Below are 24,649 nucleotides of genomic sequence, written 5' to 3'. Positions count from 1 at the left end.
AAGATAAAATCTCAGACTGAAAACAGGCAGACGAATGATTCATTGGTTTGTCTGTTTTTCCGGTCATAAAACGGTTTGAAATTAATTTAAGTGAAAAAACTTATGCAAAATATAGTAGGAATAGATATTGGAGGTTCGCATATTACAATGGCTCAGGTAGATCCTGAAAAACGGGAAATCATTTCTTCAACCTATGTACGGGAACATGTCAATTCATTTGATGATAAGGAAACGATTTTCTCGGCGTGGATTTCAGCAATCAATAAAGCAGCTCATGATCTGGCTCAGGAAGACCTTCTGATAGGAATTGCAATGCCCGGTCCTTTCGATTACGAAAACGGAATATCTCTGATGCTCCAGGGAAAATTTTATGATATCTATAATGTAAATATCAAAGAAGAACTGGCGAAAAGATTATCGGTTTCTACGGAGCAGATTCATTTTGTAAACGATGCTGCAGCCTTTATGGAAGGAGAAGTATTCGGGGGCTGTGTTCAGGGTTTTAATAAGATTTTCGGAGTGACGCTGGGTACAGGATTAGGAACTACTTTTTATAATGGTGAGCTGGCAACCGATGAGGATCTGTGGGATTCCCCTTTTAAAGATTCAATCTGTGAAGATTATCTGGCAACACGCTGGTTTGTGAATCGCTATCAGGAGTTGACGGGTGAGCAGATTTCCGGAACTAAAGATCTCTTAGACAAACCTTCTGAAATACAGGCTCAGATATTTGATGAATATGCCAATTCATTTGCTGAATTTATTGTGAAATATGTGGATCATTATAAACCGGAAGTTTTAGTTATAGGCGGGAATATTGCGAAAGCCTATCCTCATTTTGAAGCAAGATTTATTCAGAACTTAACAAAGAATAATATTAACTTGCCGGTTAAAATCTCTGCCATCTTTGAAGATGCCGCCATTTTGGGAGCCGCCAGCTATGCATTAAAAAAGCTTATATAAAATTAATAAACGAAACGATACAATGAAGTCTCTATTTTCTACTTTTTTTCTTGTAGTACAGGCCTGGGCGTTCAGTCAGAGCTTGTCACCGGTAGATTATGTGAATCCTTTAATGGGAACCCAGTCCAAACCTTCCTTATCAAACGGGAATACCTATCCGGCAGTCGGGCTTCCATGGGGAATGAATATCTGGACCCCGCAGACGGGAAAAATGGGTGACGGATGGGCATATACCTATGATGCAGACAAGATAAAAGGATTCAAACAAACGCACCAGCCTTCCCCATGGATGAATGATTACGGCGCATTTGCCATTATGCCGGGAGTAGGGAAAGTAAAATTTAAGGAAGAAGACAGGGCAAGCTGGTTCAGCCACAAAGCTGAGGTTTCTACCCCATATTTCTATAGCGTTTACCTGGCAGACATTAATGTAACCACAGAATTCACCCCTACGGATAGAGCGTCCTTCTTTAAATTCGATTTTCCGAAGACCGATAGCGCTTATGTAGTGATTGATGCCCTGAACAAAGGTTCTTACGTTAAAATTCTTCCTAAAGAAAGAAAAATCCTCGGATACACTACCAGATATTCTACCGGGAAATATGAAAACTTCAAAAACTATTTTGTTATTCAGTTTGACAAAGATTTTGAACTGACAAAAACCTGGAAGGATGATAAACTGGTGAATGACCAGTTGGAAATCACCAGTGATCATGCCGGAGCAGTAGTTGGTTTTAAGCTTAAAAATAAAGAAACCGTTTATGCAAAAGTAGCTTCTTCATTCATCAGCTTTGAACAGGCAGAACTCAACCTTAAAAGAGAAATAGGAAACAGAAATTTTGAACAGGTAAAAACAGATGCTAAAAATATCTGGAACAAAACATTAGGAAAACTGGAAGTAAAAGGAGGAACAGACCAGCAGATGCGGACTTTTTATTCCTCTTTGTACAGAACTTTATTTTTCCCGCAGAAATTATACGAAATCGATGCCCAGAACAAAATAAAACACTGGAGCCCTTACAATGGTAAAATTGCAGACGGAAGAATGTTTGCCGGGACAGGTTTCTGGGATACTTTCCGTGCATTGTACCCGTTCCTGAACCTGGTCTATCCATCGATTAATATTGAAATGCAGGAAGGGCTGGTCAATGCTTACAAAGAAGGAGGTTTCTTACCGGAATGGAGCAGCCCCGGCTATTCTGATATTATGATCGGAAACAACTCTGCCTCTGTAGTGGCAGACGCTTACATCAAAGGACTTAGGGGGTATGATGTGGAAACCCTTTGGCAGGCCGTAAAACACGGAGCCAATAATGAAGGCCCTATTGAAGCGGTAGGCCGTGCAGGAGTAGAATATTACAACAAGTTAGGTTACGTCCCTTACGATGTGAAAATCAATGAAAATGCGGCAAGAACATTAGAATATGCTTATGATGACTTCTCCATTTATCAGCTGGGGAAAGCCTTGGGAAAACCTGCTTCAGAAATTGATATTTACAAAAAAAGAGCGTATAATTACAAAAATCTGTTTGATAAAGAAACAGGTCTGATGCGTGGTAAAAATAAAGACGGGAATTTCCAGAAACCTTTCAATCCTTTCAAATGGGGAGATGCTTTTACCGAAGGAAACAGCTGGCATTATACATGGTCGGTTTTCCAGGATATAAACGGTCTTGCAGAACTGATGGGAGGAAAGAAGAAATTTGAAGCAAAACTGGATGAGGTATTTTCTCTTCCGCCGGTTTTTGATGACAGTTATTACGGTGGCGTGATCCATGAGATCAGAGAAATGCAGATCATGAATATGGGGCAGTATGCTCACGGAAATCAGCCGATCCAGCATATGATATACCTGTATAACTATGCCGGAGCTCCCTATAAAACGCAGTATTGGGCAAGACAGGTCATGGATAAATTATATCATGCAACTCCTGACGGCTATTGTGGTGATGAAGATAACGGGCAGACTTCCGCCTGGTATATTTTCTCGGCTTTAGGGTTTTACCCGGTAACGCCTGCAACCGATCAGTATGTTTTGGGAGCTCCCTTATTTAAAGAAGCAACCATCCATCTTGAAAACGGTAAGAAAATTGAAATAAAAGCACCGGAAAACAGTGCTGACAACGTATATGTAAAATCATTAAACGTAAACAGACAGCCCTACTCCAAAAACTGGCTGAGCCATCAGGAGCTTATGAGAGGAGCAGTTTTAGATTTTAAAATGGACAGCAAACCGAATAAGGAAAGAGGTTCACAGGAAAAAGATTTCCCGTATTCAATGTCAAAAGAATAATCAGATAATAAATTTTAATTCAGAAATAGAAACTGTAATGAGTACAGAAAAAAAAGAAATATTCGATAGAGTAGAGAAGATGCTGCAGACCCAGGGGTTCACCATCGCAGCAAAGGATGAAACAAGGCCTTGGGGAGGTTTTTTTGTGATTGACGAAACCCAGGCACAGGATTTTGCCAACCAGTATTTTGACGGAATTGATGTGGAAAACCTGAGAATAGGAGGGAAGCTGAGCCCGAAGATTCTTATTGTTGCTCCCGAGGCAAGACTAAGCTGGCAGTATCACCACAGAAGGGCAGAAATCTGGCAGGTAGTGGAAGGAACGGTAGGAATCAAAAGAAGCAATACCGATGAAGAAGGAGAATTGGCAGAATACAATCCGAAAGATCAGGTAAAACTTCAGCAGGGTGAAAGACACAGATTGATCGGTCTGGCAGGCTGGGGTATTGTTGCTGAAATCTGGCAGCACACGGATGCATCCAATCCTTCAGACGAAGACGATATCGTAAGAGTACAGGATGACTTTGGAAGATAAATAAAAAATCGGCTTCAATATTGAAGCCGATTTTTTTATTCGGTCAGGAAGCCTGAGGCTGGAAGAGGGGAGTTACTACTGGTTTTCAAATTTTTTTATTGTGCTTCGTTATCAATGCTGAATTTCTTAGCTGACGGCAAAAAAAATAAACCTTATAGGTCTCAGAGACCTATAAGGTTTTGTTTATTCAGAAGTACAAACAATAATTTATACTAAATAAAAACCCTACCGACTAATAGTACTTCCAGCTTCATTCTTCAGCTTGCAGCCTTTAAAACGTCACATCCAGTCCCACATAGAAGTTAGCCTTCATAATCGGAGCATACACCATTCCGCCATCAAAATAATTTCCAAAAGGATTTCTGAAATCAACGATAGCATTTTTCTGATAATAGGAAGTAAGGTTTTCTCCTCCTACATAAGCTCTGATCTTTTTATTGAAGTTTCTTGAAACCTGTGCATTCAATACAGCATATGAATTGGAGTACGCCGGTAACTGAAATTCTGCAGGATTGCCTGAAGTATCAGGAAGTCTCTGCTTTCCAACCCAGTTTAAAGTCGTATCAAAGCTCCAGAATCCACCATTATTGTTTTTATTGGTAGAATAGGCCAGATTTACAAAACCTCTGTGTTTAGCCATAAAAGGAACCTCTCTTCTTCCACCGATGTAATCAGCCTGTACATCGTAATATTTATAAGCCATTCTTACTTCAAAGTTTTTGAACGGCATAAAGTCCCACTGCGTCTGGAAAGAGTTGGCAAATGATTTTCCATCAAGGTTATAGAACGTCAGCTGTTGAGGAGAACGGTCTAAATCTACCAAAACCTGATCCTGGAAATCCGTTCTGAAGAAGTCGGCAACAATGCTTGATTTTCTACCGAATAATTTAAATTCCTGCTGTAAACTGGCCCCGTAGTTCCATGCGATTTCCGGCTTTAATCCATAAATATTTCCGTTATTGGGAAGGATATTAATTGCTCTGTTCGATGCAAAATACTGCTGGCTTTCAGCAAATACATTCGCTGTTCTGAAACCTCTTCCGGCAGAAAGTCTTAAAATCGTCTGCGGTGTGAAATCATATTTAAAATTAACCCTTGGGGTAAACTGAGTTCCGGCCAGATTGTGAAAATCCACTCTTGTACCTGCTACCAGCGTATATTTTAAGCCCGTTAAAGTATATTCGGCAAAAATTCCGGGAACAATTTCATTTCTTCTGAAATCATTCGTCAAATACGTTTCTTTGTAACCGTCGTATAAAAAGCTTGCTCCTGCTTTATATTTATGGTTGGTATTCCCGATGATGCTTTCAAAAATTAAATTGGAATAATAGGTATGCTGCTGTCCTGCATAATTTCTCAACCCAAAAAAACTGTCCTGCTGGTGATATACATACTGGTTCATCCAGCCAATGCTCTGATAAGGCTTTCCTTTAAAAACATATCCGGTCTTGTTCCATACCTGGAATCTTGAAATATCAATTCCTACCCCATAATCATACTGTTCATCCTGAGCCAGTTTTTTATCAAAACCAACCTGTCCTGCTGTTCTTTCATCCCTGATAAAGTTAATCCCGAAGTGAGATCCGAAGCCTGACTTTTCCAGATCATTATAGTTAAGGAGATAGGCAGCATTGATCTGGGTTCCTTTCGGCCTGTCCAGAAAGGTATCGTGATTCATATCCGTATTTCCGAAAGTTCCGTTCCCGTGTAGAAGGAAAGTCTGTGTCCATTTGTCGTTGATAGGAGAAACATTCGTAATATTGATTTCTGCCCTTCCATTGAAATCCGAGAAAAGGTTCAGTGAAGTTTCAGGAGTCTTTGCGTTTTTCAGAAGTTCCGTATTGATCTGTCCGGTAATGCTTTCATAACCGTTCGTTACTGTACTTCCTCCTTTTGTCAGCTGGATACTTTCAATCCATCTTCCGGGAATGAAATTCAATCCGTATGCGGAAGCCAGCCCTCTGATTTCAGGAAGCTGTTCTTTCGTTAAACTTGTATATTTCTGATCAAGACCAAGCATTTTCAGTTGCTTAGTTCCTGTTACAGCATTGCTGAAGGAAACGTCAACCGTTGCATTGGTTTCAAAGCTTTCTGAGAGGTTACAACATGCAGCTTTCAGTAGCTCCTTTTTATCAATATTAAAGACAAGCCCGGCTTCTTTTTTACTTAAAGCTGTTGAAGCCTTAGAACCTGTCACTACTACGCCTTCAATGTTTTTTTCGTGCTTGCTGTGGACTTTATCAGAAGTGGGTGCCTGATCTTCCTTATGATCATCATGCTTTGTTTCTTCTTCATAATGCACCTTTGGATTAGGTTCCCCGAAAGTAAAATCCCTGTCGTACAAACAACATCCCGGAAGACCGTTGTAAACTGTGTCTGCAGCTTTGTATTTTTCGTTATCATGTCCTGCATCAGCAATAGCCTTTAAAATCTGATCAGACGAAGTTTTTGAAGCATCAAAATTTAAAGTAACCGTCTGTTTTTCTGCATTCCATTCTGCAATATCAGCTCCGGCACCTTTTGCTGCTTTTTCAATTCTGGCCTTACAGGAGGCACAGTTTCCTCTTACGTAGAATTCGTTGTCTTTTTTATTGGAAACTTTAGCATCCATATGATGCTCATGATGAGTTTCTGCCTGTGAAGGCTGTAGGTCTCTGTCGTAATGACAACATCCCGGAAGTCCTTCATAGGTAGTGTCAGAAGCTTTGAATTTCTCATTATCATGACCTGCTTCCGCTATTTTTTTCAGAATATCATCTGAAGAAGCTTTGTCGGTTTCTATAGTTAATGTTTGTAAATCAACAGAATATACAGCCGTTTTAGCTCCTGCTTTTTTAGCAGCACTTTCAATTCTGGTTTTGCACATTTCGCAGTTCCCTTTTACTTTGAACTGGTTTTTTGTAAGATTTTGAGCCGGTGTAAATTGTGTAAATAAGAATAATGCACCAAGTATCAACCTGGAAATATATAATTTCATTTCGTTTAAATGTTTAGATTAAATAAAAAAGGGTTCATTACATACTGTAATAAACTCATAGTGTTTTAATTAACCTATTTTAGGCGGTTGCCAGATCTCTTTTAAACGATCGGAAAGATAAGGGTCTGAATACTGAAACTGAGGATTCTTATTCGCTTTGTAATAAGAAAGTTCCAGACGAAGGTTCTTTGAGAAAGGAGTTTCAATAAAAGTGTAGCAGGCAATACATGATGAACAGCAGTCATCATTGCAGGATGATTTTGATTCATCTTTGCCGTCTTTTTTTGAAGAATGATTTTTGCAGCAGTCACTTTTCTCTGATTCTGCTTTATTACAGCATGTTTCCTGCATTCCCTGCGCATAGAAATTATCCTTGGGAATCAGAAAAACTCCCAGACAGAATACTATGGCAAGTAGATGAAACAGCTTCATATCTGCAAAAATAAGAAATTTATGGCAAAGGATCACCAACTTTTAGTGAACAACTGTGCCAAGGCTCTCCGTGTGCCGGGTTTAATTTAGGCTTTTCACCCATAGCCAAGTTTTGTGTTGCCGGGGCAGGTGTCGCAGGAGCAGGAGTTGCCTGTACAGTATTCTGGACAGGTTGCGGTGCCGGGGCAGGTTTGCTGCTTAAAGGCTGTCCTACCGGAATATCACAACGGTGTCCCGGTTGCCCGTGCGGAGGGTTCATTCCGGGAGCTGTTTTAACTTGTTTTCCGCTATTGTCAATGGCTATTTTTCCCGGAGATACGGAGTTCGGATCGATTTGAATCGTATTGTTGGTACCTGTATTTATGGTTTGCGTTGCAGGAGTAGCTGCAGCCGGCTGACTGTTTAAAGGCTGTCCTACCGGAATATCACAACGGTGGCCAGGTTGTCCGTGAGCAGGATTCATGCCTGCAGCTATGGCTATAGGTGCCGGATTGGGAGTAGACTGAATGCCTGCCTGGTCCATCAGCGAAGTTTTGGAAGTTGCACTGGTTAAAGCTACATTGGGTTGTGCAGCTCCCGCTTCTTCTTTCAGATAAGTGGCTTTTTCATCCTTCTTGCAGGATACAGTTAAAATGGATATGGTGATTAAACCTATAAATGTGTTCTTCATTTTCATGGGTATAAAACAAAATTAGCAAAACATTTTTAATTGTTTTGCTAATTTTGTATTTATAATTCGATTTTCGGATTAATTTTTTACCAAAAGTCTGAATCCTTCTCCGTGAACGTTGATAATTTCCAATCCTTCGTCATCTTTAAGTAATTTACGAAGTTTTGCAATATAAACGTCCATACTTCTTGCCGTAAAGTAATTTTCTTTTTTCCAGATCTTTCTCAAAGCAAGATCTCTCGGCATGAAATCATTTCTGTGGATGCAAAGAAGCTTCAATAATTCATTTTCCTTAGGAGAAAGTTTGTATTCTTTGTCACCTACTTTCAGCTGTCTCAGCATAGAATCAAAGAAGATATTGCTGATCTTGAACTGTTCCTGTTCCTCGTTTTCCAGGGTAGAACTTCTCTGAAGAATCGCTTTGATTTTATATAAAAGAAGCTCGGTATCAAAAGGTTTCGTGATATAATCATCAGCACCCAGCTGATATCCTTTCAGAATATCTTCTCTCATGTTTCTTGCAGTAAGGAAAATGATAGGTGTATTTTTATCAATTTTCTTTACGTCTTCGGCTAATGAAAATCCGTCTTTTTTAGGCATCATTACGTCAAATATGCAGATATCGAATTCATTTTCTGTAAATTCTTTCAATCCCTGCTCCCCGTCAGTGGCAAGGGTTACTTCAAAATTATTGATCGTCAAATAATCTTTAAGCACCGCCCCGAAACTCTGATCGTCCTCTACTAATAATATTCTGTTGCTCATAACTTTTCTAATTAATAATTAACATTAAGAATGAACTCCTTCACTCTATCTTCTATATTTGTTATTTGGTTTCTTTTTTTAGCTCATCGGCAGCTTGATTGTAAACGTGCTTCCTTTTCCTTTATGAGAGTCTACAATGATCTGTCCTTTGTGCAGTTCTACAATCTTTTTTACGTAAGAGAGACCCAATCCCTGTCCTTTTACGTTATGAATATTTCCGGTTTCTTCTCTGAAGAATTTCTCGAAAATTTTGGTCTTATTCTGGGTTTCCATTCCCATTCCTTTATCAGAAATCTCAATCACATACCAGTGGCCTTCATTTCTTGTTTCCACGTGAATTTCCGGAGCTTCAGGAGAATACTTGTTGGCATTGTCCAGTAAATTGACCAGCATATTCGAGATATGGAATTCGTCTATTTTAAAATTATAATGAGTGGCATTAAATTTCTGTGTAAGCGTTCCGTTTCGCTGTCCTACAATCAGGTTGAATGACTCTGTAGTTTTTTTGATCAGCTCCCTTACATTGGTTTCTTTTAAGAACAGTTCCACTTCATTCCTTTCAAGTTTAGACATATTAAGAACGTTTTCCACCTGTTTTTTCATTCTTAGGTTTTCCTGTTTGATCAGCTCAGAATAATACTTTACCTTATCCGGATTGGTGGCAATTTTATCATTTGCTAAAGAATCCGTTGCCACTGAAATGGTTGCCAGAGGTGTTTTGAATTCATGAGACATATTGTTGATGAAATCCGTCTTCACTTCTGCCAGCTTCTTCTGCCGCATCATATAATTGATGGAAATGATATAAATCCCCAGAATGGTCAAAAGGGAAAGGAATGTACCTAATAGCATCGGCCAGTTGTTCATTGCCAGAGAATATTCCTTTTTAGGGAAAACCAGGGCAAGGCTGTACAATGTATTTTTTTTATCGGTAAAAAGAGGATAGCTGTAGGTATTGCTGTCTTTTTTTTCTTTGTAGGCTTTATTGGCGATGCTGGTAAGCTTGCTGTTTTTATCAATAACTCCGTATCCGAATTTTGCAGTGATCCCTCTTATTTTCAGTTCTTTTGCAATGACGGAGTCAAGTGTTTTGGGATCTACCCTTTTGGTGATAGGAAGATTGTTTCCATATACTTTCACAAACTCTTTCATCGAGTAATCACCTGTTTCGATATCCTGATTGATATCCGAGGTAAGAAGTTCACGGTTGGTGGTATCTCTTTTTACCTTGTAGGCTGCTTCATCGGTATATAGCGTGGTAAGCTTTATAGAATCTCCTTTTTTTGAAATCGGGAGCTGGGTTTTTTCAATAATATTTTTAGAATAAATAATCTGTCTCTGGGTTCCTGAGTCTTCTACCTGCTGAATGGTGGTCAGAGAAGGTTGTTTGTTGTTGGCGAGAATATTTTTTCTGAAATCTTTGTAATCCTGATTGAGGTATTTATCAGCTTCAATTTCTTCAATACTTTTTGAAGTACTTTCCAAAACCGCATAAACTTTATTCGAAAAATCCTGTTCAAGTACCCCGTAATAGCCTTTCAACCAATAAAATTGGAGCGTCACAAAGACAATCAGTGAGATTGTCATAAACACTGAAATTATTGGGATGAATTTGTTATTCATTATCTAATTATATATGTTTTGGAAAAATGAATGTTAAAATTAATTGTTTTAAGACTACCTAAACAAAAAACGAGCCAAAAAATTGTTTTTTTTTTCTTAAAAGAGTGTTTTTTAACAATTATTTATGAATTATCATTTACTTGTCATATGAAAAGTCCTGTGAATAAAATAAACACTTAACTTTATTAAAAATAATTTTTTATGGAATCTAATATCATTTTCAACAAAGATTTTGACTCGAACAGCGTATACGTCATGAAAATTTATGATGCTGATGTTTCAACAGTATGGAAGTATTTTTCCCAGTCTGAATTACTGGACCAGTGGTGGGGGCCTAAACCCTGGAGGTGTGAAACCCTGAAACACGATTTCAGCGAAGGCGGAATGTGGCTGTATACGATGATAGGGCCTAATGGGGAAAAGGCAGGTTACTCCCGCTCCAGATATGGTGAGATTCTTGAACACAGAAGTTTCGACTGGATGAGTGCTTTCTGTGATGAAAATGGACATGTGGACGAAGGGGCACCGCAGTCTAATTGGCTGTTCGGTTTTACCGGAGTGGAAGAGGGAACAAAAGTAACCGTTAATATTCATTATCCGTCCCAGGAAATTATGAAAAAAATGATGGATATGGGATTTGAAGGAGGCTTTTCTATGGGGTTGAATCAGCTTGAGGAGATTCTTGCCGGCCTGAAAGGGTAAAAGTTTAAGTGAAAGTGATGATGTATGAAATGCATAAATAAACCCGGATCTTTTGCAGAAGATCCGGGTTTCAGTTGCTTATAGCTTTTCTATGCTGATAAAAGTTCCGTCTGTAGGAACAATTTTATAAGCATCAGCCACGGTCAGGATAGAAACTCCTCCCGAAATCTGAACCTTTAGCTGATCTCCTTTGTCAAACATAGAAAGGAATTCCATGGTTCCGACTCTGTTGGCACCGGCTGTAATTAAGATCGCTTCATTTAAAGGAACGTCATTTCTTGCAAGAACATTACCATTTTTTAATGCCCGGAAAGAAATTGTAGGTGGGCTTACGTGTATTCCTGAAGTTTTCACTTTCAAGCTGATCAGTACTTTGTAAAACCCTGATTCTTTAAAAGTGAAATTATTAAAATTGGTATTCACGGTTCCCTGCGGATCAAGAATGCCAAGTTGGTCTCCATCCTGTAAACTGTCATAGGTTCCGAAAGGGACATCTTTTTCTCCACAGCCGATCAATACGCAGGTTACACTTGGAAATTCCGATTCGGGAGTTAAAGGATTCATGCTGACACGGGTAGTTCTTCCTCCGCTTTCATAGAAAGTTGGTTTCCATTTTTCACCATCATAAACGACTACTCTTTTGATATCTTTTCTATATAAAATCATTCCCTGCATACTTGAATCATTTTGAAAATGGTCGGGTTGGGACGCATCGTATAGAGGTAGTTCAGTTTCATTGTTTACCGTTGGGATCATCATCCCCTTAGACCCGGCAGCATTGTCTTCTTTGTTGACAACGCTGAGCATAGAGTTGGGGCTGGGATTGACGCTGCTTCCTACAATGACCTGCGAAAATGCCGTTGTGGCCGTAAGCAAAAGTGTTGCAATGTATATTTTTTTTCTCATGTCAGTTCAGTTTTTCTATATATAAAAAGGTATCCTTATCGTTCATTTTAAAATTGACTCCGGTTCCGACATTTAATCCGGTATCGGCCTGAATTCCTCCCCGTAAACGGATCTGATCTCCAGCGTGAAGATATTTGGTTGTGGAAAAACTGTTCACAGAGTTGGCACTTCCGGCTGTTACAAGCAATCCGGATAACAGGAAACTATTTTCATGGATTTTTTGCCATCCGTCTCCTGCGGCATTGGCGTAAAGAGCCTGTAGTGAAATAATAGTGGCGGCATTTCCTACAGAAAGACCTCCTGCGCTGCTTGTTTTTACAGAAGGATTGATTCTGTAGAATCCGTCTGCCGGAATGGTAATCTCTCCATTAGCATTTACTGTGACGCCTAAATTATTTACATTATTTCGGTCTATATCATTTAAAACATTAAATAAAAGGGTTGGGCGTCCTGTAATTCCCAATACATTGGCTACAGACTGATCTGCCGTACTGGATCCCAGAATACTCAGGTTCTTATAATTCTTAATACTTTTTTCTGTAGCAGAAATCCATCGGTAACCATCATATTTCACAACATCCTTTAATTCTTTGCTGTAAAAGATAAGCCCGTTGTCTTCCGGCTTGTTCTCATAAAGATCCGGATGAGCAGCATTGTAATTGGGAAGCTCTGTATGATCTTCTACTACAGGAAGCATGATTCCCTTCGTATTGTGTTCTACCTGCAAAACAGCTCTTGGATGCACTGTTTCAGGATTGTTACCGATTTTTACTTGAGCATATCCCAGACTTCCGGCTGTTGTTGAAATGAAAAGGCTGAGCAGGATTGTTTTTTTTATCATCTTAATCACTTACTTTGGTAAACATTATTTCTCGTGGATAGTATTTGGCAATATTGGCATCAGAAGCAGCCGTTAAAGCAACAACTACGGATACGGTTGCAATAGGAGAGTGTATTCTTGGAACAATATAATCTCCCGGGTTCAGACGAATCCTTGTGCTCGTAAATGCTGCAGTATTGGTATCCCCTCCAATTCCCAGGATGCCGTAATAATCAGGGAAGAACGTGGTAAGCTTTACTTCACTATAGCTTCCGTTGGCCTGTTTCAGATAGGCTCTTAGCTGATACTGTGGTCCGCTGGTCAATGAGACGGCTCCGCCGGTTTTTGAAGGAATATTCATGTAGATATCATAAACGCCCGGCTCATTGATTACGAACCTGGCATTATCATAATTTTGATCTCCGTAAAGTCCGCCTCCCGGGATTACAGCTGTTTCTCTTGAGATATTAAGATTATTGTAAGATTGTGAACCATCTACAGGTGCACTGAAGCCAATTCCTGTATGCCTCCCGCATCCAAGAAGAACGCAGGTTACGCTTGATTCCTCACCTGCATTAGACAAAAACCTGCTCTGCTTCATCTTAAAATCGACAGCTGTAGGCGCATTATTCCATTGTGACCCGTCGTAGGAGTAGAAGGTGGCGTGTGTCTTTTCATACATTATCAATCCCGCCATTCCAGGGTCTGCGGATGAATTGTACAATGGAAGATGTTCCGGTGAGGATACTTCAGGAAGCATCATTCCGTAACTTTTTCCTTCGTGTTTTCCATCAATCTGTAAAACGGCTTTGCTGTGGATTCCGACGGTCTGATTTTTCGAAATACCTACTTGTGAAAAAGCCAAATTAACAATGAGCAACATCAATGAAGTGTTGATTTTTTTCATGGTCTGATTTCTATTTAAATTTTAATCTGTTTATCCAGAAGAATATTCTTTTTCGAAATACATAGTTTTTTCTGCTTTGGTTTTTGTGTTCTGTTTTATGCAAATTCTTATCCTTCCCGGTTCGTAAGATGAACGGGTTTATCATTTGTTGTGTCGTTTTGTCCGGGGTCTATCGCTATCCGATAAACCGTAAGAAAATGACCAAAATATTCTGAGGGAAATTGACTCTGGCAGCAGGTCAAAAGAATGTGGTCTGTGTGTGACTAAAATACAAATCTAATGTGGTATGTGCCAATCAAAATGAAAAATATTGTATGTATTGTATTGAATAAATTGATAATGCTTTGGGAATGAATTGATTTAAAATTTTAATCATAGTTTGATTTTTTAATTAAAATTTTAATTAACAATTAGTTTGTGTTTAAAAAAATAGAGATAAACCCGAGCTTATCTCTATTGTATCAAAGAAATGTTCTTTTTTATTTTGGTTTTTGATAATTTTTCAAGTATTTCATTGTCAAATTTTCAAACAGGGATATTTAAAAATTAAATCAGTTCTTCCTCCTGAAAATACTGAATAATTGCCTTTTTCATCAGCAAAGACTGCTCATTAGGCCTTAATTCCGGAAGTTCCTCCAATTTTTCAAACTGTGGCCATCCGTCTTCATAATGGGTAAACTTGTAATATCCAAAAGGCTCCAGCAGTCTGCAAACTGCAATATGAATCAGGTTTACTTTATCGTCTTTCGTATATTTCTGCTGGCCGCTTCCCAGTTCCTGTAATCCTATTAAAAATAAAAGCGTTTCAATAGGAGGGTTCTTTTCAGTCTGGAAGTTGTCTTCAAAGAACTGTTCTATTTTTTTCCAATATTCGGACTCGTTCATATGATTGATAAGTGATATTTATAATTGATTTTGTGAACGTTTGAATTCGTCACTTCGTTTTTCTTTATTCATTTATCTTTAAAAGAAACGCATATTCCAGCGCATCTTCTTTCAGAGATTCAAATCTTCCGCTGGCCCCTCCGTGTCCGGAGCTCATATCTGTTTTAAAAACTAAAATATTGTCATCTGTTTTCAGTTCCCTTAGTTTTGCAGTCCATTTGGCCGGCTCCCAGTACTGTACCTGAGAATCGTGGAATCCTGTAGTGATTAGCATGTGGGGGTAGTCTTTGGCTTCTACATTATCATATGGAGAATACTCTTTCATGTAATGATAATATTCTTCATCATTTGGATTTCCCCATTCGTCATATTCCCCGGTCGTTAAAGGAATGGTGTCATCCAGCATGGTAGTAACTACATCTACAAATGGAACCTGGGCTACAATTCCGTGGAAAAGTTGTGGCTCATAATTCACAACAGCGCCTACAAGAAGGCCGCCTGCGCTTCCACCCATAGCATACATATGTTGGGATGAAGTATAATTTTCCTGTATTAAATATTTTCCGGCATCGATAAAATCAAAGAACGTATTTTTCTTAAACAGCATTTTTCCGTCTTCATACCATTCTCTTCCCAGATATTCTCCCCCCCGGATGTGGGCAATGGCATAGATGAACCCCCGGTCAAGAATAGATAATCTTACATTTGAAAAACTGGCATCTACCGTATGGCCGTAGCTTCCATATCCATAGAGAAGAAGCGGTGTATCAGCAGATTTTTTGGTGTCTTTATGATAGACCAGTGAAATCGGGATTTTTGTTTCCCCATCTCTGGAATCGGCCCATACTCTTTCGGAAATATAATTTTCAGGGAAGAACTTTCCGCCTAAAACTTCCTGTTGCTTCAGAAGGATTGTTGTTTTTTCCTTCATATTGTATTCGTATGTGGAACTTGGCTGTGTAAGCGAAGTATAGCCGTAGCGCAAAACTTCAGTGTCAAATTCAAGGTTGATTCCTATATAAGCTGTATAGGTAGGATCAGAAAAAGGAAGGTAGTGGGATTCCTGGGTTTTCTCATCAATAATTTTGATCTGAAGTAAACCTCTTTCTCTTTCTTCAAGGACCAGATAGTCTTTGAAAATCTCAAAACCTTCCAGTAGAACTTCTGTACGGTGAGGGATGACATCCACCCAGTTTTCCATACCGCAGTTGTCAATCTTTGTTTTTACAATCTTAAAATTGATAGCATCATCAGCATTGGTAATGATGTAAAACTCATCTTCATAATGTTCTACGGAGTATTCAAGATCATCTATTCTTGGCTGTATTACTGTCCAGTCTGCAAAAACATTGTCAGAAGGAATAAAACGGTGCTCATCGGAAATCGTGCTTGAACTGGCAATAAAAATGTATTCTAAGGATTTTGTTTTAAAAACATTGACATCAAATGTTTCATCCTCTTCATGGAAGATCAGGACATCTTCCGAAGAATCAGTACCTAATTGGTGTCTGTATACCTGGAACGCACGAAGGCTTTTATCTTTTCTGATGTAGAAAATATGCTGGTTATCATTGGCCCACACAGCTTTTCCTGTAGTATTCGGAATGGTGTCCGGCAATATTTCTCCGGTCTTTAGATTTTTAAAATTTAAAGTATAAATTCTCCGTCCTACATTATCAGAAGAAAAAGAGGTGAGTTCATTGTTTGGGCTTACCGCAACACTTCCTACTTCAAAGAAGCTTTCACCTTCAGCTAAAATATTCACATCAAGAATGATCTCTTCCGGGTTATCAAGACTTTTATGTTTTCTGCAGAAGATTGGATATTCTTTTCCCTCTTCATATCTTACGATGTACCAGTAGTCATTAAAAATATAAGGCAGAGATTCGTCATCTTTTTTATAACGGGCCTTCATTTCTTCAAAAAGTTCTTCCTGGAGAGCTTCTGTATCTTTCATGATGAATTCTTCGTAAGCATTTTCTTCCTCAAGATATTGGACGACTTCGGGATTTTCTCTTTCATTGAGCCAGAAGTAATTGTCAATTCTTCTGTCGCCGTGAGTTTCTAATATTTTTTCTATTTTTTTTGCCTGTGGAGCTTTCATCTCTATTTAATTTTTGACGTCTTATGTGCTTTTTGCAGAGACGTTGCATTCAATGTTAATTCTTGTTCAAATATAAAGAAAGGCTATCAAACTTTTGATAGCCTTTTTACTAATATTGGATGACGGGTTATTTTTTTATGGTTTTAATTGTTTTTGTACTTCCGTCTTTCATTTTTAAAGTAACAAAATAAAGTCCTTCTTTTAAATCTCTCAGATCAATTGAAGAAGAAGGTTTTTCAATCGTTTTGATCATTCTTCCGGTCGTATCTGTAACAGAAACAGTTTTTACGTCAGAAATATCGGAGATTGTAAGTAGCTCGCTGAAAGGATTAGGAGATACCATGATCTTCTTTTTGCTGTCAGTGACTTCATGAGTGGAAAGTAAATTTTCATCATATGCAGAAATACGGAATGTACCGCTGTCTGTAAAGCTACTGTACTTCCATACACTTACATACAGAGTTTCACCTGGAGTTTGCCCTGTTAAAGACAGTAATGAGAAATACCCCTGGCCGCTGTCTTCGTCACAGGCAAGCTCAGCTAATGAACCACATGTTCCGCTGTATGCAGTAATTACACTGTCATTAAATTCTGATCCGGAAACATTTTTGGTTTCAATTTTAAGATTTCCGCTTGGTGGTACAGTTACAGTAAACCATACATTGTTGATTGCAGTTGAATTACATGAAGGTGCAGAACTGTCAGTAGTAGCTTCGTCATTACCGGATGTAATAGCTCCGGAATTGAAATCTCCTCCAACCGTTAAAGGAGTAGCTCCTGAGCACTCATTATTTACCGGTGGGATAGGATCATAAGCTGAAATCTGGAATTCTCCTGAACTGGCATATGAATCATATTTCCATACACTGATGTAAAGAGTTTCACCCGGAGTCAGTCCGGTTAATGCTGTTGATGAAAAACCGTAATCATTGCAGGTAACTTCAGTTAAAGAATTGCAGGTACCGCTGTAAACGGCAACTGCGGCATCGTAAAATGAGGATCCGAAAACTTCTTTCAGTTTAATAGTTAAATTTCCGCTTTGTGGAACCACTGCTTTGAACCATACATTATCTATGGCCTCAGGATCGCACGAAGGGGTAGAATTATCGCTGGTAGCTTCATCATTACTGGTTGTAATGGCACCAGAATTAAAATCCGTTCCTACGGTTAAGGCAATTGCTCCTGAACATTCATCATGGGCCGGCGGGATAGGATCATAAGCAGCAATCTGGAATTCTCCGCTATCGGAATACGAATCATATTTCCATACACTGATGTAAACGGTTTCACCCGGAGTCTGTCCGGTAAGGACTGTTGGTGAAAAACCGTAATCATTGCAGGTGATTTCATTTAAAGAAGTACAGGTTCCACTATACACACTTACCACAGGACTGTAAAATGCAGATCCGGAAATTTCTTTCAGTTTAATGGTTAAGTTTCCGCTTTGTGGAATCACGGCTTTGAACCATACATTATCTATGGCTTCAGGATCGCAGGAAGGAGTAGAGCTGCCCGTTGTAGCACTGTCATTATTAGTGGTAATAGCTCCTGAATTAAAATCCGTTCCTACCGTTAAAGAAATTGCCCCTGAGCACTCATCATTGGCGGGTGGGATGGGGTCATAAGCTGAAATCTGAAACTCTCCCGAACCTGTTAATGAATCATATTTCCATACACTTAGGTAAAGAGTTTCACCCGGAGTCAGTCCGGTCAAGACTGTGGGTGTAAAACCATAATCATTACATTTGATTTCATTTAAAGAAGCACAGGTTCCGCTGTATACGGTAATGATAGGATCATCAAATGCTGATCCGGTAATCTCTTTCAGTTTGATTGTAAGATTCCCGCTTTGTGGCACTACAGCTGTAAACCATACATTGTCTGTGGCATTCTGGTCACAGGAAGGGGTAGAACCTCCGGTAGTTGCACCTACATTGGTTGCGGTGATGACTCCCGATGCAAAATCTGTTCCTACAGACAGGGAGGTTGCTCCTGTACAGTCATCGTTTTGTGCATTGATCAATGCCACTGTTAAAAAAAATAAACAGGATAGTAGTTTTTTCATGGTTAAAAATTTTCTAAATATAATAAAAAATCTCTTCTGCGGGATAAAATTGTAATTTACAACTGTTTGATTTTTAGTTTTTAAAAGATTATTTAAACCATTCTGATATAAAAAAACCACCTTTTCAATTGAAAAGATGGTTGAATTTTAATATTGAAATTAAAGACTATTTATGAAGAGCCTTAATATATTTTTCAAGAGCCATTGTCATAGAAGGGGTTTCCTTCGTAGGGGCCATTAAATCTACTTTTAATCCTGCTTCTTCGGCAGCTGCCAGAGTGGTGTTTCCGAAAACGCCGATCTTTGTTTCGTCCTGCTTGAAATCCGGGAAGTTCTGCTGCAGGGATTTGATTCCTTGCGGGCTGAAGAAAATCAGCATATCATAATCTTTAATATTGATATCAGTAAGATCACTGCATACCGTACGGTACATGATTGCTCTTGTCCATTCTACATTCGCCGCATCTAAAGTTTTTACAATATCCGGACTTAAAACATCTGATGATGGCAGCAGATATTTTTCAGCTGGGAATTTTTTGAAAAGAGGAAGCAGGTCTGAGAAGTTTTTCTCCCCAAAGCTGATTTTTCTTTTTCTGTAAACAATATGCTTTTGAAGATAGTTGGCAATTGCTTCCGACTGGCAGATGTATCTCATTGTATCCGGAACTGAAAAACGCAGTTCCTCTGCAAGTCTGAAGTAATGGTCAATCGCATTCTTACTGGTAAAAATAATACCGGTATACTGCGTCAGATCTATCTTCTGCGTTCTGAGCTCTTTATTGTCAACCCCTTCGACGTGGATAAATGGACGGAAATCAATCTTTATTTTTTCCTTCTTCGCTATATCCAGATATGGAGAAGACTCACTAGGCGCTGGTTGAGAAACCAATATAGACTTTATTCTCATCATTGACATTTATTAAAAAAATAACAGCTTCCAAAGCAATAATAATGGTGCGATTTGGAGGGTGCAAATATACAAAAATTTATAATACCATTTCTCCGGAAGAATCTTGTTCTTGTGAAATAAATAGAAAAATACTTTGAAAATGAACACAAAAGCAAAGAAGCAGAAGTAATACAAAAACATTTTATTTCTGTCTATAGGGAAGTAATAATGGGTTACACACAAAATTATCAGTAAAAAAGACAGGATAAAATAAAATTTGGTGGAGGTGAAATAAAAAATAGACCATTTTTTTCCATCCCCTATACTTTGATAAAATAAAAATCCTAATGTAGATCTTGTTAAATAAAAAAACAGCACCGCCAGCAAAGTATACCCGAATTTATTCAGCTGATACCCGAAAAGCTGCAGATCTGCAATATATTTAGGGACCACAGGAATGTATTGTGAGATCAGGACAGATAAAGTAAGTGTTGTCACACAGGAGGTGATGATCCAGCTTGGAAGGTTGTTGCTCGCATCAAAATATTTCTGAAGCAGAAAATCTTTCAGACTGGCATCCCTTTCTATAATGTTCATCATAAAAACATATAAAAATATACAGCCTACGAGTATAAAGATTACCCAGTCATTGTTCTCAGGTATTCTTACATGATTGATGTAGTTTGGTAATGACGGCAAAATTTTATTTTTTATTTCTTATTCAGCTTCAAAAACCACAAACCGGCCTAGTTTTTATGGGCTGATCCGTGAAAATTATACTTTAATATACTTTTTCAGTGATTTTGCAAATGATCCTGCTTCTTTGATAAAAGTTTCTGCATCATTCACTTAATCCCTGAAAAATATTTTTGCAAAATTATAGATTATTTTGTATAAAATAAAAAGGTTAAATAAACTATCTTTGCAAACTGAAATGAAAAAACTCGTCATCATCCCGACCTATAACGAAAAGGAAAATATTGAAAATATTATTTCCGCGGTTTTTGCATTGGAAGATGACTTTCACATCCTGGTAGTGGATGATTCTTCTCCGGATGGTACCGCAGGGCTCGTAAAGGAGTTGCAGAAGAAATATCCGCATTATCTGCATCTGTCAGTAAGACATACCAAAGATGGTTTAGGAAAAGCCTATATTCATGGATTCAAATGGGCGATCGAAAATAAATACGATTACATTTTTGAAATGGATGCCGATTTTTCCCATAACCCGAATGATTTACCCAAACTTTTTGAAGCCTGCCTGAATGCTGATATGGCAATCGGTTCAAGATATTCAAAAGGAGTAAATGTGGTCAACTGGCCAATGGGTAGAGTATTGCTGTCTTATTTTGCTTCCAAATACGTAAGATTCGTTTTGGGACTTCCTATTCACGATACTACCGCAGGATTTGTCTGCTTTTCAAGAAAAGTACTGGAAGAGATCGGTTTGGATAATGTAAAACTGAAAGGCTACGGATTCCAGATAGAAATGAAATTCAGGGCCTATAAAAAAGGCTTCAGAGTGGTAGAAGTACCTATTATATTTACCAACAGAATATTAGGGGAAAGCAAAATGAATGGAGGGATTATTCATGAAGCAGTGTTTGGTGTTTTAAATTTAAAATGGAAATCCATCATCAACAGATTATGATTATGAAAAAACTGATCTTCATTTTCGTTTTACTGGGACTGTTTTCGTGCAGCGATTATATTGATAAGCCTAAAAACCTTGTTGCAAAAGATACGATGGCTGAGATTATTGCCGATCTTGCGATCAATGACCAGGCTGTTTTTATGTATCAGGATAAAAATCTGGAGGCGGGCACAAGATTTGTTCTCAAATCTCACAATGTAAAACCTGAAGACTTTACCGAAAGCTTCAAATATTATGTGATAAAAGAGGAAATGGATGGGATTGCCAATGATGCACAGGAAATATTGCTGAAAAAAGATCCCAAAGCAGATAAGTACGTAAAAGATAAAATCAAGCAGAACGGAGCTTCACCAACTATGGTGAGATAGACATAAGCTAAATTCCGTTCCGGAAAAGATCACTGGTGATACAGTGAATAAATAAAGTATACAGATGAAATTTTTTAATATAGAAAAAACCTCTGAAGGAAAAGCAAGAGCAGGGGAAATTACCACAGACCACGGGAAAATTCAGACTCCCATTTTTATGCCTGTGGGAACTGTTGCAAGTGTGAAAACAGTGCATCAGAGAGAATTAAAAGAAGACATTAAAGCCCAGATTATTCTGGGAAATACCTATCACCTTTACCTTCGTCCCGGTATGGAAACCATGCAGGACGCAGGCGGACTACACAAATTCATGAACTGGGATCTTCCTATTCTTACCGATTCAGGAGGTTTTCAGGTGTTTTCTCTGGCAAGCAACAGAAAAATGACTGAAGAAGGAGCCAGATTCAAATCTCATATTGACGGAAGCTATCATATGTTTTCTCCGGAAAGATCAATGGAGATCCAGAGACAGATCGGAGCAGACATTTTTATGGCTTTTGATGAATGTACTCCTTATCCATGTGACTACAACCAGGCAAAATCATCTATGGAGCTTACCCACCGCTGGCTGAAAAGATGTATTGACTGGACGAATGATAATCCTGAATTATACGGTCACAAGCAAAGACTTTTCCCGATCGTTCAGGGATCTACCTATTCAGATTTAAGAAAAATCTCTGCTGAAGTTATTTCTGAAGCAGGCGCTGAGGGAAATGCCATCGGAGGACTTTCCGTTGGAGAACCTGAAGAAGAAATGTACAGAATCACTGACGAAGTGACTGATATCCTTCCGAAAGAAAAACCAAGATACCTGATGGGAGTAGGTACTCCATGGAATATTCTTGAATCTATCGGATTGGGAATTGATATGATGGATTGTGTAATGCCAACAAGAAATGCCAGAAACGCTATGCTTTTCACATGGCAGGGGGTAATGAACCTTAAAAATGAAAAATGGAAGCGTGACTTCTCGCCTTTGGATGAATTCGGAACCAGTTTTGTAGACCGTGAATATTCAAAAGCGTATCTTCGTCACCTGTTCGTATCAAAAGAATATCTGGCAAAGCAGATTGCTTCAATTCATAACCTGGCATTCTACCTTGATCTGGTAAAAGTGGCCAGAGAACACATCCTTGCAGGGGATTTCTATGAATGGAAAAATTCTGTAGTACCGGTTCTAAGACAAAGGCTGTAAAAGAATTATGCTTAAAATTGTAGACAGATATATCATTAAAAAGTACCTTGGAACTTTCAGTTTCATGCTGGTACTCTTGTCTATAGTGGTGCTTGTTATTGATGTTCAGCAAAAGATACCAAGGATAGAAAATGCGAAGGCAATTGATCCTAAACTGGATCTGGTGTACTTCCTGATTCATTTTTATCCTTTCTGGATCATTAATCTTGTGGTGACGTTCCTTTCCATACTCGTGTTTATTTCGGTGATCTACTTTACATCACGTATGGCAAACAATACCGAAATCGTAGCCATTATCAGTAGTGGAGCAAGCTTTCACAGGTTTTCCAAACCTTATCTGTATACCTCGATCCTGATCGCCCTGATCTCCCTTATGGTGTATCATATGGTGCTTCCATGGGCCAATATCAAGAAAAATGAACTCGAAGCTTATACCTACAATGCTGCCAATAAAGAAAAGATCCTGGGAACTGCCCCGGCATCTTCACAGCTGAGCAAAACGGAATACATCTTCGTAGACTCCTGGAATAAAAGAGAAAAAAGAGGCTCCAGCTTTGTGTATCAGAAGTTTGATAAAGAGCATAAGATGGTTTATGAGCTGAAAGCGAGTGACGTATATTGGGATAAAGAAAAAAAACAGTTTGTTTTAAATAATTATTTCGAAAAAACGATCAATAAAGACAATTCTGAAAAACTTAATAACGGAATCGAGCTAAGGAAAAACTATGGCCATTCGCCGGAAGAACTTTTCCCTAACGAGCTTTTAGGACAGAATAAAACAACACCGGAACTCTTAAAATTCATAGAAAGAGAAAAAGAAAGAGGGAACAGTAACCTGAATTCTTACCTGAATGAACTTCATCAGAGAACTTCAATGCCTGTTTCCATTATCATTCTTACTTTCCTGGCACTTTCTCTGTCTTCCCAGAAGAAAAGGGGAGGATTGGGAATCAACCTGGCGATAGGGATTTCAATGGCCTTTATTTTCGTCTTTTCATTTGAGGCTTTAAAAGTGGTTTCAGAGAATAAAAGTCTGTCTCCGGCGCTGGCAATGTGGCTGCCTAACCTGGTATTCCTGCCGTTGACCCTTTATCTTTATATCAAAAGAGCCAATCAGTAAAGCAGTTTTACTTCTTTGTGATAAAAATTACGCATCCCGTCTTTTTCCAGTTCTATCCAGAGTTCACCTGCCGGGTCTGCATGTCTAATGATGCCATTTTGTCGCTCTTTCTCAATTTCAAAAACTGAGATCTGATCTTTTCTGAAAAGATGTTCATTGAATCTGTCCAGGATTTCCTGGTCAGAAGGAATATTTTTAAGTTGTTCTGATAAAAAATCATGGAATGCCAGACTAAGATCTTCAATATCAAACTGCTTTCCGGTCTGCGTTAAAAGCGAGCCTGCATTCGTTATTGCATCAAATTTTTCCTGAAGGATATTGATTCCTGTTCCGATGATAAAATAATTATTTTGATTAATTTTTTTCTTTTCTATTAAAATTCCGACGATTTTTTTACCTTTAAGAATAATATCATTCGGCCATTTGATCTTTACCTCTGAATCAGCCAAATTGGCAAGGAAATCCCTGACAAGAATTGCGGTATAATAATTGAATATAAAGTCGGAGCACAGGATGTTTTGGGTATTCACTGCCAGCGTGTAAGCCAGGTTTTTTCCGGCAGTCTGAGTCCATACATTTCCATACTGACCGCGGCCCTTAGTTTGATTAAAAGTATGCAATCCTATAAAATCTGAATTTTCGTAAAGTAAAAACTTGGATATTTCGTCATTAGTAGAAGAACATTCTTTTAGATAGAAGAGTTGGCTCATTTAAGAAAACTTTAAGACATTAAGGGGGTAAAAGTAAGGTTAAAGTAAAGAAAAAACAATAAATTT

The 24,649-nt window shown here is 38.5% G+C and carries 22 protein-coding genes; 8 read left to right on the top strand and 14 right to left on the bottom strand.

Annotated elements, in window-relative coordinates; all coding sequences use genetic code 11:
- Window positions 1-102 precede the first annotated feature (102 nt).
- From ACTJJF_RS12410 to ACTJJF_RS12400, 3 genes are read left to right on the top strand one after another with little or no spacing between them, the layout of a single operon-like run.
- Window positions 103-963 (top strand): ROK family protein, encoded by an 861-nt coding sequence (locus tag ACTJJF_RS12410; RefSeq protein ID WP_440699846.1) that lies wholly within the window; start codon window positions 103-105, stop codon window positions 961-963.
- Between the two features lie 22 nt (window positions 964-985).
- Window positions 986-3,256 carry a GH92 family glycosyl hydrolase gene (locus ACTJJF_RS12405; RefSeq protein WP_440699845.1) on the top strand — a complete coding sequence of 757 codons (2,271 nt, stop codon included), beginning with the start codon at window positions 986-988 and terminating at the stop codon, window positions 3,254-3,256.
- Window positions 3,257-3,293: 37 nt separating this feature from the next.
- On the top strand, window positions 3,294-3,791 hold the full coding sequence (locus tag ACTJJF_RS12400) for a phosphoheptose isomerase (RefSeq protein ID WP_440699844.1): 498 nt from the start codon (window positions 3,294-3,296) through the stop codon (window positions 3,789-3,791).
- Window positions 3,792-4,062: 271 nt separating this feature from the next.
- On the opposite strand, the gene ACTJJF_RS12395 is transcribed toward ACTJJF_RS12400, so the two are convergent.
- From ACTJJF_RS12395 to ACTJJF_RS12375, 5 genes are all read right to left on the bottom strand, one after another.
- Complete coding sequence (locus ACTJJF_RS12395) at window positions 4,063-6,768, bottom strand: TonB-dependent receptor domain-containing protein (protein ID WP_440699843.1); 2,706 nt, start codon at window positions 6,766-6,768, stop codon at window positions 4,063-4,065.
- A gap of 69 nt (window positions 6,769-6,837) precedes the next feature.
- Window positions 6,838-7,200 carry a hypothetical protein gene (locus ACTJJF_RS12390; protein ID WP_312297103.1) on the bottom strand — a complete coding sequence of 121 codons (363 nt, stop codon included), beginning with the start codon at window positions 7,198-7,200 and terminating at the stop codon, window positions 6,838-6,840.
- Window positions 7,201-7,219: 19 nt separating this feature from the next.
- Window positions 7,220-7,870, bottom strand: coding sequence for a hypothetical protein (locus tag ACTJJF_RS12385; protein ID WP_440699842.1), 651 nt, complete (start codon window positions 7,868-7,870; stop codon window positions 7,220-7,222).
- Window positions 7,871-7,948: 78 nt separating this feature from the next.
- Window positions 7,949-8,635: a response regulator transcription factor gene (locus ACTJJF_RS12380; RefSeq protein WP_002982671.1), complete on the bottom strand. Its 687-nt coding sequence runs from the start codon at window positions 8,633-8,635 to the stop codon at window positions 7,949-7,951.
- A 78-nt stretch (window positions 8,636-8,713) separates the two neighbouring features.
- Window positions 8,714-10,258: a sensor histidine kinase gene (locus tag ACTJJF_RS12375; protein ID WP_065400139.1), complete on the bottom strand. Its 1,545-nt coding sequence runs from the start codon at window positions 10,256-10,258 to the stop codon at window positions 8,714-8,716.
- A 201-nt stretch (window positions 10,259-10,459) separates the two neighbouring features.
- Here ACTJJF_RS12375 and ACTJJF_RS12370 point away from each other — a divergent pair, with 201 nt between their 5' ends.
- Entirely contained in the window at window positions 10,460-10,960 is a 501-nt protein-coding gene (locus ACTJJF_RS12370) for an SRPBCC family protein (protein ID WP_440699841.1), read from the top strand.
- A gap of 78 nt (window positions 10,961-11,038) precedes the next feature.
- Here the strand turns inward: ACTJJF_RS12370 and ACTJJF_RS12365 are convergent, their stop codons facing one another.
- The 8 genes from ACTJJF_RS12365 to ACTJJF_RS12330 all read right to left on the bottom strand — a co-directional run bounded on the left by ACTJJF_RS12365 (window position 11,039) and on the right by ACTJJF_RS12330 (window position 20,235).
- Window positions 11,039-11,866 carry a hypothetical protein gene (locus tag ACTJJF_RS12365; protein WP_440699840.1) on the bottom strand — a complete coding sequence of 276 codons (828 nt, stop codon included), beginning with the start codon at window positions 11,864-11,866 and terminating at the stop codon, window positions 11,039-11,041.
- Window position 11,867: 1 nt separating this feature from the next.
- Complete coding sequence (locus ACTJJF_RS12360) at window positions 11,868-12,707, bottom strand: hypothetical protein (RefSeq protein ID WP_312297093.1); 840 nt, start codon at window positions 12,705-12,707, stop codon at window positions 11,868-11,870.
- Between the two features lies 1 nt (window position 12,708).
- Window positions 12,709-13,593, bottom strand: coding sequence for a hypothetical protein (locus tag ACTJJF_RS12355; RefSeq protein ID WP_312297091.1), 885 nt, complete (start codon window positions 13,591-13,593; stop codon window positions 12,709-12,711).
- A 546-nt stretch (window positions 13,594-14,139) separates the two neighbouring features.
- Window positions 14,140-14,478 carry a hypothetical protein gene (locus tag ACTJJF_RS12350; protein WP_312297089.1) on the bottom strand — a complete coding sequence of 113 codons (339 nt, stop codon included), beginning with the start codon at window positions 14,476-14,478 and terminating at the stop codon, window positions 14,140-14,142.
- A 64-nt stretch (window positions 14,479-14,542) separates the two neighbouring features.
- The gene (locus ACTJJF_RS12345) at window positions 14,543-16,582 is read right to left on the bottom strand and encodes a S9 family peptidase (RefSeq protein ID WP_312297087.1); all 2,040 of its coding nucleotides are present in this window, start codon (window positions 16,580-16,582) and stop codon (window positions 14,543-14,545) included.
- 127 nt (window positions 16,583-16,709) lie between these two features.
- On the bottom strand, window positions 16,710-18,647 hold the full coding sequence (locus ACTJJF_RS12340; protein WP_440699839.1) for a T9SS type A sorting domain-containing protein: 1,938 nt from the start codon (window positions 18,645-18,647) through the stop codon (window positions 16,710-16,712).
- A gap of 166 nt (window positions 18,648-18,813) precedes the next feature.
- Window positions 18,814-19,554 carry a uroporphyrinogen-III synthase gene (locus ACTJJF_RS12335; protein ID WP_312297694.1) on the bottom strand — a complete coding sequence of 247 codons (741 nt, stop codon included), beginning with the start codon at window positions 19,552-19,554 and terminating at the stop codon, window positions 18,814-18,816.
- A 12-nt stretch (window positions 19,555-19,566) separates the two neighbouring features.
- Window positions 19,567-20,235 (bottom strand): DUF4271 domain-containing protein, encoded by a 669-nt coding sequence (locus ACTJJF_RS12330; protein ID WP_312297083.1) that lies wholly within the window; start codon window positions 20,233-20,235, stop codon window positions 19,567-19,569.
- A 235-nt stretch (window positions 20,236-20,470) separates the two neighbouring features.
- On the opposite strand from ACTJJF_RS12330, the gene ACTJJF_RS12325 reads away from it, so the two are divergent.
- The 4 genes from ACTJJF_RS12325 (at window position 20,471) to ACTJJF_RS12310 (ending at window position 23,873) form a co-directional block, all read left to right on the top strand.
- Window positions 20,471-21,187, top strand: a complete 717-nt coding sequence (locus ACTJJF_RS12325; protein WP_430808397.1) for a polyprenol monophosphomannose synthase — start codon at window positions 20,471-20,473, stop codon at window positions 21,185-21,187.
- Window positions 21,188-21,189: 2 nt separating this feature from the next.
- On the top strand, window positions 21,190-21,558 hold the full coding sequence (locus ACTJJF_RS12320) for a DUF4296 domain-containing protein (protein ID WP_440699838.1): 369 nt from the start codon (window positions 21,190-21,192) through the stop codon (window positions 21,556-21,558).
- Window positions 21,559-21,622: 64 nt separating this feature from the next.
- Window positions 21,623-22,753: a tRNA guanosine(34) transglycosylase Tgt gene (gene tgt, locus ACTJJF_RS12315; RefSeq protein WP_065400151.1), complete on the top strand. Its 1,131-nt coding sequence runs from the start codon at window positions 21,623-21,625 to the stop codon at window positions 22,751-22,753.
- Between the two features lie 7 nt (window positions 22,754-22,760).
- Window positions 22,761-23,873: an LptF/LptG family permease gene (locus tag ACTJJF_RS12310; RefSeq protein ID WP_312297076.1), complete on the top strand. Its 1,113-nt coding sequence runs from the start codon at window positions 22,761-22,763 to the stop codon at window positions 23,871-23,873.
- Here the strand turns inward: ACTJJF_RS12310 and ACTJJF_RS12305 are convergent.
- Window positions 23,867-24,583, bottom strand: a complete 717-nt coding sequence (locus ACTJJF_RS12305) for a biotin--[acetyl-CoA-carboxylase] ligase (protein ID WP_312297074.1) — start codon at window positions 24,581-24,583, stop codon at window positions 23,867-23,869. The genes ACTJJF_RS12310 and ACTJJF_RS12305 overlap by 7 nt on opposite strands.
- Window positions 24,584-24,649 lie beyond the last annotated feature (66 nt).

The sequence above is a fragment of the Chryseobacterium sp. 22458 genome, from assembly GCF_052044975.1.
In the GTDB taxonomy this organism is placed as follows: domain Bacteria; phylum Bacteroidota; class Bacteroidia; order Flavobacteriales; family Weeksellaceae; genus Chryseobacterium.
This window is presented reverse-complemented; position numbering and strand designations above follow the sequence as displayed.